Source organism: Bacilliculturomica massiliensis (assembly GCF_900605495.1).
In the GTDB taxonomy this organism is placed as follows: Bacteria; Bacillota; Clostridia; order Peptostreptococcales; family Anaerovoracaceae; genus Bacilliculturomica; species Bacilliculturomica massiliensis.
Map to the genome: position 1 here is coordinate 922699 of NZ_LR027603.1, position 12927 is coordinate 935625.

The 12927-nt window shown below is 56.0% G+C and carries 13 protein-coding genes; 12 read left to right on the forward strand and 1 reads right to left on the reverse strand.

What is annotated here, in order from left to right; all coding sequences use genetic code 11:
- The first annotated feature begins 11 nt into the window (after positions 1–11).
- The 4 genes from E0E37_RS13630 (at position 12) to E0E37_RS13645 (ending at position 4227) form a co-directional block, all read left to right on the forward strand.
- Complete coding sequence (locus tag E0E37_RS13630) at positions 12–1049, forward strand: uroporphyrinogen decarboxylase family protein (protein WP_130863549.1); 1038 nt, start codon at positions 12–14, stop codon at positions 1047–1049.
- Positions 1050–1121: 72 nt separating this feature from the next.
- A complete protein-coding gene (locus E0E37_RS13635; RefSeq protein ID WP_130863550.1) occupies positions 1122–2432 on the forward strand; it encodes an ABC transporter substrate-binding protein in 1311 nt (436 codons plus the stop codon).
- Positions 2433–2470: 38 nt separating this feature from the next.
- The gene (locus E0E37_RS13640) at positions 2471–3343 is read left to right on the forward strand and encodes a carbohydrate ABC transporter permease (protein WP_130863551.1); all 873 of its coding nucleotides are present in this window, start codon (positions 2471–2473) and stop codon (positions 3341–3343) included.
- Positions 3337–4227, forward strand: coding sequence for a carbohydrate ABC transporter permease (locus E0E37_RS13645; RefSeq protein WP_130863552.1), 891 nt, complete (start codon positions 3337–3339; stop codon positions 4225–4227). The genes E0E37_RS13640 and E0E37_RS13645 overlap by 7 nt, the downstream gene beginning before the upstream one ends.
- Positions 4228–4330: 103 nt before the next feature.
- Here the strand turns inward: E0E37_RS13645 and E0E37_RS13650 are convergent, their stop codons facing one another.
- Entirely contained in the window at positions 4331–6187 is a 1857-nt protein-coding gene (locus tag E0E37_RS13650; protein ID WP_130863553.1) for a polysaccharide deacetylase family protein, read from the reverse strand.
- 298 nt (positions 6188–6485) lie between these two features.
- On the opposite strand from E0E37_RS13650, the gene E0E37_RS13655 reads away from it, so the two are divergent.
- The 8 genes from E0E37_RS13655 (at position 6486) to E0E37_RS13690 (ending at position 12927) form a co-directional block, all read left to right on the forward strand.
- A complete protein-coding gene (locus E0E37_RS13655) occupies positions 6486–6740 on the forward strand; it encodes a hypothetical protein (protein WP_130863554.1) in 255 nt (84 codons plus the stop codon).
- A 12-nt stretch (positions 6741–6752) separates the two neighbouring features.
- The gene (gene mtaB / locus E0E37_RS13660; RefSeq protein WP_130863555.1) at positions 6753–8210 is read left to right on the forward strand and encodes a tRNA (N(6)-L-threonylcarbamoyladenosine(37)-C(2))-methylthiotransferase MtaB; all 1458 of its coding nucleotides are present in this window, start codon (positions 6753–6755) and stop codon (positions 8208–8210) included.
- Positions 8211–8408: 198 nt separating this feature from the next.
- Positions 8409–8750, forward strand: coding sequence for a histidine triad nucleotide-binding protein (locus E0E37_RS13665; RefSeq protein ID WP_130863556.1), 342 nt, complete (start codon positions 8409–8411; stop codon positions 8748–8750).
- Between the two features lie 147 nt (positions 8751–8897).
- The gene (gene rpsU, locus E0E37_RS13670) at positions 8898–9077 is read left to right on the forward strand and encodes a 30S ribosomal protein S21 (RefSeq protein WP_067539822.1); all 180 of its coding nucleotides are present in this window, start codon (positions 8898–8900) and stop codon (positions 9075–9077) included.
- Positions 9078–9099: 22 nt separating this feature from the next.
- Positions 9100–9552 carry a GatB/YqeY domain-containing protein gene (locus tag E0E37_RS13675; RefSeq protein WP_130863557.1) on the forward strand — a complete coding sequence of 151 codons (453 nt, stop codon included), beginning with the start codon at positions 9100–9102 and terminating at the stop codon, positions 9550–9552.
- 904 nt (positions 9553–10456) lie between these two features.
- On the forward strand, positions 10457–10717 hold the full coding sequence (locus tag E0E37_RS13680) for a YabP/YqfC family sporulation protein (RefSeq protein ID WP_165445363.1): 261 nt from the start codon (positions 10457–10459) through the stop codon (positions 10715–10717).
- Positions 10707–11957, forward strand: coding sequence for a sporulation protein YqfD (locus tag E0E37_RS13685; protein WP_130863559.1), 1251 nt, complete (start codon positions 10707–10709; stop codon positions 11955–11957). The genes E0E37_RS13680 and E0E37_RS13685 overlap by 11 nt, the downstream gene beginning before the upstream one ends.
- The gene (locus E0E37_RS13690) at positions 11938–12927 is read left to right on the forward strand and encodes a PhoH family protein (RefSeq protein ID WP_207302968.1); all 990 of its coding nucleotides are present in this window, start codon (positions 11938–11940) and stop codon (positions 12925–12927) included. Before E0E37_RS13685 ends, E0E37_RS13690 begins: the two co-directional genes overlap by 20 nt.

A 12927-nucleotide genomic window follows, 5' to 3' on the forward strand; every position in this document is an offset into this window, starting at 1 on the left:
GAAAACAACAGATGAATGATTTATCAGAATGGCTGAGAAGCCGCGGCCGCCGGGCGGTCTATCCGCAGATGGGAGGCGTTGGGCTGAAGCTGACGCCGTACAGAATGTTTCAGGTCTACGAGGACCCGGAAAAACAGCTGGAGATCTCCCTGCGGATCGAAGAGACGTTTTCCACAGATTTTACGTATCCGGTGGATTTCGGTTACGTGTTTCTGCACGATCTGGGTCTGGACATGCTGAAGCCGGATCACGACTTTCCCAGCGTATTGGAAAATCCGGCCAAGACAGCAGAGCAGATCGAACACTTCCGCAGGGCCTGGGAGCAGGGCCTCGATCTCTGCGGGGAAAAAGGCGGGAAGGCGCTGCTGCCCGCCTATCTGGAAAGCATTGAAAAAATCGCGTCGCGGATACCGAAGCCGGAGATGGTGGCGGTGCCCGGGCCTTTTACGCTGGCCGGCGAACTGGTGGGCATAACGGATCTGGCAAAATTTACGCTGAAAAAACCTCAGCTGGTAGAAGCGGCGCTGGAGCTTACGGAGGAGATCCTGTGCGGATTTATCACGGAAGCAGTCGACAGAGGCGCCTCTCTGATCCAGATATCGGAACCGACGGCGGTCATCCTCTCGCCGGCCATGTTCAGAAAGTGGATCACGCCCGGCCTTCGGCGCATGTTTGGGCATATCAACGGACGGGCCTGGTCCGCTCTTCACATCTGCGGAAATGTGGACGCCTATCTGGATGAAATGATCTCCGCGGGGCCCATGGTTTTGAGTCTTGATCAGATCATGGACATGAAGGCGGCGGCAGAGCGTACGCCGGGAAACATTATTCTCGCCGGAAACACAGATCCGGTGGGGATAATGCTGCAGGGCACGCCTGAACAGGTGCGCTCTGCGGTGGAAACGCTGCTGAATGAGATGGCGCCGTACGATAATTATATGCCTTCCTTCGGATGCGACTGCCCGGTAGATACTCCTGTGGAAAACATGCAGGCGTTTACCGAGGCTGTTTACGGGTGGAAGAAAGGCGATGGCGGACAACAGAGGTAGAAGGCGCAGCGGGAGCGAAGCCGGAGAGTGCCGCGGGGAACTGCGGCGGACGAGACAGGAAGGGAGAAAGCTATGAAAAATGAATGGCAGGCAGGGTGGAAGCGGGGAATCGCGGCAGCGCTGTGCGGTCTGATGATCTTTGCGCTGGGCGCATGTGGAAGCGATTCCGGAGAGTCGGGTGGAACGCAGGAGGGAAAGGAGTTCGCCGGGGAAGAGATCGCGGTGCTGCTTCCGCCCTGGTATGAGGAGGGGATCGCAGCCACGATCCCTGAATTTGAGGAGGCCACCGGTATCAAAGTTAATCTGGAGATCCTCGACTGGGATCCGCTGCGGGATCGGATCGTAACCGCCTGCTCCAGCGGAAAGGCGCCGGCCGACGTGACTGAATTCAGCTGGGACTGGGTAGGCAACTTTGGAGCGGCGGGCTGGTACGCCCCGCTCAACGACAGTCTGGACGACGCATTCTGGGCGGACAGCATGACAAAGGATACCTTCAAATACGGGGAAGATTATCTGGCTGTGCCCATCTACAACGATTTCCGGCTGACCTACGTGAACAAAGCTGACTTTACCGCGGCAGGCATCGAAGCAGTACCGGCGGGAGCGGATGAAATACTGGAGGCGGCCAGGAAGATCAAGGCCAGCGGCGTGGAGGAATATCCCGTGGCCCTTCCGCTGTCCGCAGTGGCGGCCACCACCACGCCCTGGTTCATGCTGACCAAATCCTATGGGGGCGAGCTGTTCGATGAAAATTACCAGCCGCTGTTTCTGGAGAAGGATTCCGCCGGATACAGGGCCATGAACTGGATCATGACCGGACTGTCCGAGGGCCTGATCGATCCGGCGTCTCTGGACTATCAGGGCATGGACGTGGTGGACCGTTTTAAGCTGGGGCAGGGTTCCATCGACATTGCGGGATGGGCCGGAAATGTGACGGAGTATTTCAACAGCGAAAAAAGCCAGATCTCCGATTCAGTGGAAGTGATCAAGGTACCGGGAGCAGAAGGCGTCAGCCGGACCTACGGACTGCTGGAAGGCGTGGGAATACCCGCGGCCAGCGAGCATAAGGGCGCTGCGGCGGAATTTATCAAGTGGATCAATCGGCCGGAATTCGTGGAATCCTTCTTCGTGGATTACGGAATTTTCCCCAGCAGCCAGGCTGTCATCGACAAGCTGGTAGGAGAAGGAAAGATACCGGGAGGCGAAGTGGTGTCGGAGGTCCTTGGCACCATCGAACCGCTGTTTCCTCAGGGAGCGCCGGAGTGGTACGGAAACTGGGAGAGCGAGACGGCCGCTGTCATGAATCAGATGGCCAAAGGCCAGCTGTCGCTGGACGCAGGGCTGGCCGCTATCGCCGACGCGGCTGCTAAGCTGCAGAAGTAAAAAGATCCAGACCGGTCTGGTCGTATGGAGGTGAGACGATGAAACGGAGAGACAACGATATATTTTTGCTGTGGCTGCTGCCTATGGCGCTGGTCCTGCTCTGTTTCGTCATCCTGCCTCTGCTGGTGACGGTCGTGGACAGCCTGTATTCCGTAAGTCTGCTGAACGTATCGGACCGCAGCTTTGCGGGCGCAGACAACTATCTGACGGTGCTCAAGGACGCCAATGTGCGCACGGCGGCGGGAAACACGCTGTTTTACACTGTCGTATCGCTGACGGCGGAGACCGTACTAGGAATAGCGGCGGCTGTGGCGCTGAAGGAAAAGTATAGGGGAAGGAGCGTCATTCTGGCTGTGCTGAGCATACCGTGGGCGCTGCCCCCCATGGTCAACAGCATGACCTGGAAGCTGATCTTCGACCCATCGGTGGGCATCTTAAACGAAATTCTGCTGCAGTGGGGCGTTATCGACGCTTATCAGGTGTGGCTGAACAATCCGGAGTTGTCCAAGTGGTGCGTGACGACCGTTCACGTATGGAAGATGCTTCCTTTCATCGTGATCATAATGCTGGCCAGACTGCAGACCATGCCCCGGGAAATAATGGAGGCCGCGGAGACGGACGGCGCTTCCGCGGTTCAAAAATTCCGTTATTTCACCTTTCCCTATCTGCGGCCCGTGCTGTTTATCACCCTGGCTCAGGGGACCATCGGGGCGGTGCATCTCTTTGACGAGCCCTACGCCATGACAGGGACGGCGCTGGACACGCGCACGCTGCTGATCCAGGATTATCTGACGGCGTTCCGGGAATATAATCTGGGAACGGGTATGGCGCTGGCCCTGCTGATTTCCGTGTCGATCCTACTGCTCATGGTGCTCTATGCGAAGCTGGCGGGGAGGCAGGAGGAATGGTAGAAAACAGAAGATGGCCGGGCATCCGTCCGGCGCGGAAGCTTCACAGAAGAACGAATCTTGCGGCTCTGCAGGCCGCCGTGTCGGCGCTGATCCTGCTGTACAGCCTGCTGCCGCTTTACTGGCTGCTGCGCACCAGCCTGATATCGAAAGAAGACCTGCTGAAGGCGCCGCCTGCGCTGCTCCCGTCTCCTGCTACGGCGGAACATTTCGCTCGGATCCTGGGGCTGGATGGAAGCAGCCATGTGATCTCTGCGAATTTCGTGCGGGCCTTCTGGAATTCGGCGGCCGTATGTCTGGGAGCGACGGCGGCGGTGTGCGCCATCGCCGTACTGGCCGGATACGTGTTCGCCAGATGGCGCTTTCCCGGAAGCAGAGCGCTGTTTGGCCTGCTGCTGGTCACTATGGTGCTTCCCGCCTACAGCGTTATGCTGCCTCTGTATCGGGTGATGACGGCGCTTTCGCTCATCGACACAGGTCTTGGGCTGGGGCTGATCTATGTTTCTGCCTTTATGCCGCTGGCTGTCTGGCTTATGAGGAGCTTTTTCCTGACGGTGCCTATCGAGCTGGAAGAAGCGGCGCAGATGGACGGGGCCGGCCGGTGGCGGCAACTGTTTCTGGTGCTGCCCCTGGCCGCGCCGGGGCTGATCTCGGCTGCCACCATTACCTTCCTCAGCTGCTGGAGCCAGTATGCGATCCCGCTGGTGTTCGCATCGTCCAAGGCGCAGCCGGTCACTGTATTTCTGTCCACGCTGGTGGGGAAGACCTCGGTGGAATACGGCCTGATGGCTGCGGGAGGCGTTCTGTCCATACTGCCGCCGCTGCTGGTGGCGGTTTTTCTCAACCGTTATCTGGTGGCCGGGCTGATGAAGGGCGCGGGCAGGTGAAGAACGCGGCAGGCGATGGGTGCTGGAACAGATGTGCGGCGGGACCGATGCCAGAGCGGCGAAGAGCGCTGGCAGGTTAAGAGCGCTGGCAGGCGATGGACAGCTACAAGATCCCGTGTTTCTGGAAAAAGTCGGCGGAGGAAAGATTGGGCGGCCGCAGGATGCGCTTCAGAACATAGAGCGAATCCTCCGACCGCTCCGCCTTTTTCAGCGGGAAATAGTTGATTCCCTCGGTACAGCTCAGAGTAGCTTCAAAGCCCATGCTTTTCAGCAGATCTGTGGAGCCGTCGCTCATGAACCCGAAGGGATAGGCGAAGGTGTTGGGCAGCCATCCGGTCTGTTCCAGAATGCGCTGCTGCAGCCGCACTACGTCCTGCTCCAGCACGTTTTTGTAGACCTCCACGGTCTCGCCGGGGTTTTGAGAGCAGCCTTTTCGCCCCTTGTCGTAGGTGTGCATATTGTAGGTGTGATTTTGGATCTCCACGTGTCCTGATTCGATCATTTCGTTGATCTCATCCCAGGTGACGTGGGAGTAATTGGGATGATCCGCGTCCTTTAAGCTGAAATCATCGCTGCACTTTCCGATGATGGAGATGACGGCCTTTGCGCCGTATTCCTTCAGAAGGGGATAGGCGTAGAGGTAGTTGTTGTAATAGCCGTCGTCAAAGGACAGAACAATGGGTTTTTCCGGCAGGGGAGAGCCCTTTTTTACATAGTCGATGAGCTGAGTCATGGTGATGGTCTCATAGCCCTTCTCCTTCAGATATTTCAGGTCATCTTCAAAACGGTCGGGGGATATGACGAATTTGTTCTGCCTGGCGGCGTCCTTCAGAAGACCGTGGTACATGATGATGGGAACAGACAGACTGTCTTCCGGCACTTTTGAGGCGGCCGCCACGGCCAGCGTCTCTTTGTCTGCGCCCCCGGCGCTGCCTTCCGCCGCCGAATCACGGTAGCCGTAGACCCGGGTAAATTCTCTGGAACCCTCTTTCTGTTCCACTGTCACTCTGTGCTTTGAGAGCAGGCGGGTGATATCGTAGAGGTCGATCCAGATCTGACTGGGGCTGTCTTTTTTATCCTCTTCAAAAATAAGCTGCATGCCGTAGTGCAGATGGGGCTCGTCGATGTTGTTGACATTTTCTTTGAGACTGTAGCCGGTCTGACCGGAATAGCCGATCACATCCCCGGCGGTAACGGCTTTTCCGATGTAGAGATTGGCGGCGTAGGGGGAATCCTTGCGCAAATGGGCGTAATAGTAATATCTGGTGTTATCCAGACTTCGGATGCCGATGCGCCAGCCCCCGTACTGGTTCCAGCCCAGAGCTTCCACGATGCCGCTTTCCACGCTGACCACCGGCGTGCCGGTGCTGATCATCAGATCGTGTCCCAGGTGCTTTCTGGCGTAGCCATAGGTCCGGCCGCTCCCAAAATCGTCGTAGTCGTTGTACCAGTAGCCCTCCGCAATGGGGGAAAACGCCTTCAGCCCGTACTGTTTCACCCAGGTCAGCTGATCCGAGCCTTCCTTCTTCACCTGCACCTCATATTCGCCTACCATGCCGCCCAGCACGGCGGTATAGGCGCGCAGATAGTAGTTGTAATACTTCATTTTTTTTGCCAGATGGGCCGTGTATTCGCCTTCCTTCAGCTGCGCCGCCAGCTTTTCCATATCGTCGGCGCGGTATTGAGAGAAGTCGCCGCCGTATTTGGCGCCCAGATAGGCCAGCAGTTCGATCCAGTTCACATGCGTTTCCGACCTGTAGCTTTCCACGTCGTAGTTCAGCGCCTTTTCCATGGCCTCATAGGGGACGTCGAACTCTACCCATTTGATAGGCTGGTCGTTTCTCACGGGAAGGCTGGCGGCCAGTCCGGGACGCACAGGTCCCGGGAGCAGGTAAACTGCAGCCACGGAGAGCAGCAGGACAAATGCCAGAAAAGGCGGCAATATTTTTTTCAGTCGCAAGGTCTAACCTCCTGTATTTTACGCGCCGTATGCCGTCCGCCGTTCTGACGGCAGCGGGCGCCCGCAGGGCTGATACGGCTTCTGTCAGATGGAACGGGCGCGCCGCGCTGCGCCGCCGGCGGACGGACGCGGGGCGTCAGCGCCCTTTATGGAAAATAACTATGCAAATCACCGTCAACTTATGTATAATAGAAGGGGCGGCAGACAGCGCTTTGGCTCGTTGCCGGCGGTACGCAGACAAGGGTTAACACCCAGCCTGCAGGCGGCGCACAGATAAACAAAAGAGGAGGGATCGGCCATGGCATTTCTTGATAAGGTCACAGACATGGGGAGAACAGCGGCGAAAAAATCCGAGGAGATGATGGACGTCGCAAAGACGAAGCTGAAGATCAGTGAGAACAAGTCGATCATGAAAGATTTTGAGATCGAGATCGGAAAGCTGGTGTACGCAAAGTATCAGAAGGGGGAGGCGCTGGATGTGCAGCTCCTGGAGCTGTGCGAGAAAATAAAGGAGAAGGAAGCGGAGAACTCCCGTCTGGAGTCTGCTCTGTAGACGAGTCGATTTATGAAAATTGCGTTTTACACCCTTGGGTGCAAGGTAAATCAATACGAAACACAGGGATTAAAAGAAAAATTTATAGCCCGCGGAGATGAAGTGGTGGGCGATCTGGACTATGCGGACGTGTATGTGATCAATACCTGCACGGTGACGGGGCTGTCAGACCGGAAATCCCGCCAGTACATCCGCAGGACGAAGCGGATCAATCCGGACAGCATCACCGCAGTCATCGGCTGCTACGCCCAGATCAGCCCCGAGGAGGTGGCGGCCGTCGAAGGCGTGGATATCGTGGCGGGCACCAATGAAAAACACCGCCTGCCGGAATTTGTTGACGAGCTGTTGTCGGAGAGAAAAGCGGCGGCTTCCGGAGAGGGAGACGGTCCGTGTGCGGGGCTTCCAGCAGGACAGTCCACTGGAAAGGCCGGGGAACAGGCCGCGGAACAAGCTGCGGGGCGGAGAACGGGGGCCGCGGCGGGTCCGCTGCTTCACGTGCTGGATTACAGCCAATTGACCGCTTATGAAGAGACGGGGATCATCACGTCCATGGAATCCCGGACGAGAGCGTTCATCAAGATACAGGAGGGCTGCAACCGGTTCTGCACGTACTGTGTGATCCCCTATGCCAGAGGCACGCTGCGCAGCCGGCGCAGGGAAGATATACTGCGGGAGGCGGAGAGCCTGATCGCAAGGGGTTTTCGGGAGCTGGTGCTCACGGGGATCAACACTGCTCTTTACGGCATGGAGCCGGGCTTCCCGGAGGAAGAGGACGGGACCCGCGGCGTGGAGGTGATCATCCGCGAACTCTGCGCGCTGCCGGGGGATTTCCGGATCCGTCTCAGCTCTCTGGAACCCACGGTAGTCAACGCCGAGTATGTGGCGGGACTGATGAAATACGATAAGCTGTGCCGTCACCTGCATCTGTCGCTGCAGAGCGGAAGCGACAGCGTGCTCGCTGCCATGAACCGCAGATACGACAGAGCAGAATACCTGCGCATCGTCCGGGCGCTGAAGGATTTCGACCCTAACTACGGGATATCAACGGACATTATCGTGGGCTTTCCCGGAGAGACGGAGAGCGATTTTCGGGACACCCTGGACATGGTAGAGCAGGCGGGTTTCTGCAAGGTCCACGCGTTTAAGTATTCCCGCAGGAAAGGTACGAAGGCGGCGGAGATGAAAGGGCAGGTAGCGCCGGAAGTGAAAGCCCGGCGCAGCGCGCAGCTCATCGAAGCAGGACAGCTGCAGGCCCGGGCCTTTTTCCGGAAAAACGCCGGGACTGTGCGCAGAGTGCTCTTCGAGGAGTTTGATGAAAAGACCGGTTATTTTCGCGGCCATACGGATAATTTTATCGAGGTCTACTGCGGCGGGCCCGAGGACGGAACGGATCTGTCAAACACCTTTGCCCACGTCCGGCTGACCGAACCCTTTGCCGGGGGGATGAAAGGTGTTCCCGTGGGAAAATAAAAGGCGTTCCAGTCGGAGAGACGGGCCGTTGCGGCTCTGGCCGCCGGAGCGAGGGCGCACCCGGAATAGGGGCAGAAAGAGAAAACATCCATTGACATTTTCCGGGACTGTGCTATGATAGTTTAAAAGTTTCCTGTGGAAACTTATCCGCGCTCCGCGCTTATTTATTTTTTTACAAAAGAACAGGAGATGAAAACCATGTCGGACTGCATATTCTGCAAGATCGCGAATCGAGAGATCCCCTCGGACCTGGTATACGAGGATGATGTCATCGCAGCGTTTCACGATCTGGAGCCCCAGGCTCCCGTCCATGTGCTCATCGTTCCGAAAAAACATATCGAATCTTTAGACGATGTGGATTTTGAGGATATGGAAGCGATGGGCTGGCTGATGAAAAAAGTGAAGGACATCGCAAAAGATCTTGGGTTGGAAAACGGCTACCGCCTGGTGTGCAACACCGGCGAAGACGGGATGCAGACCGTAAAGCATCTGCATTTCCATCTGCTGGGCAGGCGCAAAATGACCTGGCCGCCGGGCTGATGGGGACAGGCATCGGGATTTATACTTTTGAATCAAAAAAACCTTGCGTAAATCCGAAAAAGCATGTATAATATTCACGTTATAGGCGAATTCGTTCGGATAAGCATCAAAATGATTTCGAAAAAAGTCAGGAGGTGAAACGAATAAATGGCACAGGTAATTGTGAGAGAAAACGAAAGCTTGGAAAGCGCGCTGAAGAGATTTAAGCGTTCCTGCGCGAGAGACGGCGTAATGTCTGAACTCAGAAAAAGAGAACATTACGAGAAGCCCAGCGTAAAGAGAAAGAAAAAGTCCGAAGCCGCGAGGAAAAAGGCGAAAAAGTTCTAAAAGCTAAAAGAGGTGTTCACCTATGTCTTTAAAAGACAAACTTGCTGCGGATTTCAAAGAGGCCATGAAGGCCCACGACGAAGTGCGCAAAAATACGGTTAATCTGGCCCGTGCCGCTGTGAAGCAGTACGAGGTGGATAACAGAAAAGAGCTTGATGATCAGGGGATTATCGAAATCCTGACCAAACAGGTTAAGATGCGGAAAGATGCCCTCTCTGATTTTGAAAAAGCAGGAAGAACGGATTTAGCCGAAGCATATAACAAGGAAATAGAGGTCCTCATGACCTATCTGCCGGAGCAGATGACGGAAGCGGAGATCGCGGAAATCGTGAAGCAGACGGCGGCGGATCTGGGAATCGAAGGCGGCAGCGGAAAGCCGAACTTCGGTAAGCTCATGGGAGCCGTTATGCCGAAAGTCAAGGGCAGAGCGGACGGCGGAGCGGTCAAAAAGGTACTGGAAGAATTTCTCGCTTAGCTCCGAAGACCTGAGGGGCTTCTGAGTCGATGAATTTTACATGTAAAAAAGGCTGTAGACAAGAAATAACTTGGATGCAGCTTTTTTTGTGCTGGAAAGGGGTTGTTCGATACCGTTCGTGGGGCTGCAGCCAGGAGGGGGGCCGGCTCGTTCCGGCTATATGCTGGCGCGGAATAACAGGGGCTGGGATTCATTGGACTGGGAAAGCGCCGGGCTTGAGGGACCATTCGACTGAGGAAAGCGCCGGGCTGGGGGCTCGCTCTTTGGACTGGGAGGCGTCGGATCACTGGATCCTGCGATCATGATCGGACTGCTGGATCTATCGTTAACAGCGTGGGTGTAGGGCGCTTTGCTGCTCAGCGGAATGGGCAGCCCGGCGGCATCTTTGAGCTTCAGAATAGGCGAAAACAGCAAAAAAAATTGGATATCACCGAAAATCCCACGGAAATGGGAGAAAAACTCGTGATATTCGCTGTGAAATAGGTGAAGTAACAATAAATAAATGGATTCTCGCCTATTTGAAAGCTCTTTTTGGGTGAGATCGAGAAAAAAATCTGGATTTCGCCTATCACCCGCTGAGATCCCCCGCCGATCGCAGACCGAACAGCCTGAGGAGAGGGAGACCGGCCAGCTCCGGGAAGTCAGCGGCCCTGGGGAGAGGGAGACCGGCTATCCGCCGGAAATCAACAGTCAACGAGAGACCGGCCAGCTCCGGGAAGTCAGCGGCCCTGGAGAGAGGGAGCCCGGCCATCCGCCGGAAACCAACAGTCAACGAGAGACCGGCCAGCTCCGGAAAGTCAGCAGTCTCCGGGAGCCCGCTTCATCTGCCGGGAATGCCCGGCCTCCTTTTTACATATAATGAAGGGATAGAAGTGATTTTATGGCAGAAGGAGGCCGTTTGAATATGGGAATGAAAGATGAAATGCTGTTTGACTTCAGCCTGCGTCTGCCGCGCGTACTGATCAGCGGGAGAAACGGAGTGCTGGACAACGTGAAGAAGATCGTGCTCATCAGCGACACCAGCATCGTCGTAGACTGCGGCAGGAAGTTCACGGGCGTGTCCGGCGCCGGGCTGACGGTAGACTGGCTGGGGGAGGAACGCATGCTGATCTCAGGGGAGATCCGGTCGGTGGAATTTTACGGAGGAGACGGCGATGAGAATTGATGCTGATTTTCTGAAGCACAGCGTCCGTCTGCGCGTGGAGGGCTTTGAGCAGCAGAAGCTGTTGTCCGCCTGCCTGAGCCGGCATATTCTGGTGAAGGATATTCGCTTCGAGAATGAGATATCCATGACCCTGCGGATCTCCAGGAGGGATGTGGCGCAGTTTAAAAAGACTGCCGGAAGCAGATACCGCATTACTGTGCTGGCCGAGGTGGGAGCGCGCCCTGTGGCCGGAAGGCTCTTTGCGAAAAAGAGTACGATCCTGGGTCTTGTGGTGTTTGCAGCGCTGCTGTTTTACCAGAGTTCCTTTGTTTCGGAGATCCGGATCTACGGCTACGAGATCAACCAGGAATCGGAAGTCCGGGCGGCGCTGGAGGAGGCGGGGCTCTATGAGGGGGCCAGCAAAAGCGTGGATCTGAACGACGTGGAAGCGCAGATGTACGGAAAACTAGATAATCTTAGCTGGATCGGGATAAAATACATAGGGAACATGGCAGAGGTCACCATGGTGGAAGGTTCGTCGGCCCCGGAGAAAATGCCGGTGGGCGGACCGGCCAACGTGGTGGCTGACAAAGCGGGCTACATCGAAAAGGTGATCCCCAGAGTGGGACAGCAGGCGGTGGAAAAAGGAACTTACGTCAATCCCGGCGACGTGGTCATCACCGGTCTTCTTCCGGTCAGCGATACCACTTACAAACAGGGTGAAAATGTCATGCGCGCCGTTCGGGCGGAGGGCGAGGTGTGGGCCAGGATCCTCTACCGCTTCACCAGGTACCAGGAGCGGTACGAGATCATTCGCAGGGAGACAGGACGCAGCTTTTACGGAGTCAGCCTTCAGATCGGAGATCTGAAGCTGGATACCGGGGACTGCTTCTGGCCCTATAAAGCAGCCGACAGGGAGGAACGTCAGATCTTTCGGTGTATTCGCCCGTTCCCGGTCAGATTTGCGGTAACGAAGCAGTCGGAGGTGGAGTTGTTCCGACGGGAGCGTACGGAGGACGAGATCAGGAAACTGGCCGCGGCTCAGAGCAGAGAGGCCGCCAAAGAAAATATACCGGAAAACACGCAAATATTAAATAATAGTTTGAAGTTTACCGACAAAGAAAATATAATAGAGGTAACTATAATGCTGCACGCCCTGGAGGAGATCGGGAAAGAACAGAGCTTTGAGTTCAATACCACAGGCTCCGGGATCGGGCAAGGCACAGGAGGAACAACTGCGTTTGGAGAATCAACTGAGTGAAGATGTAAGACTGAAGATCGACGGCGGACAGAATACCACGGAGCTGTTTGGCAGCCAGGACGCCAATCTGAGGCTGATCAAAAATCATTACAAAGCCGATCTCATCCTGAGGCAGGATGAGATTATTATAATGGGGGAGGACCGTGAGAAAGCTGCGGTGGTGGTAAAAGAACTCATGAGTCTGCTGGAGGCCGGCGAGACGCTGGATGAACAGAAGGTCAACTATGTGATCAGTCTGGCGGAAAACGGCATTTCCTACCGGGAGAGCAAGGTCAACAAGGATGTGATCTGTTATACCCACAGGGGTAAGCCCATCAAGCCCAAGACCATGGGGCAGACCGCTTACGCCAGAAGTGTGAAAAATCACGATATCGTGTTCGGCGTAGGACCGGCCGGAACGGGCAAGACTTATATGGCCGTGGCTATGGCAATCAATGCGTTTAAGAATAAGGAAGTGGAGAAGATCATACTGGCCCGCCCCGCTGTGGAGGCCGGAGAACGGCTGGGCTTTCTGCCCGGCGACCTGCAGGAAAAGGTCGATCCATATCTTCGTCCCCTATACGACGCGCTTTATGATATACTGGGAAGGGACAGCGCGCTGCGTCTGAAGGAGAGGGAGACCATCGAGGTGGTTCCTCTGGCCTATATGAGGGGGCGCACGCTGGACAACTCGTTTATTATTCTGGATGAGGCTCAAAATACGACGAAGGAGCAGATGAAGATGTTTCTGACTCGTCTGGGCTTCGGTTCTAAGGCTGTGGTCACAGGCGACATCACACAGATCGACCTGCCCCGGGGAAAACGCTCCGGTCTTCTGGACGCGGTGAAGGTATTGACCGGTGTGGAAGGGATCGATTTCTGTTTTCTGAAGGACGCCGACGTGGTGCGTCACCCTCTGGTGCGCCGGATCATACAGGCTTACGACAAGTACTCGGACCCGACGTCCGGGGAAGAGGGAGAAGAGGATTAG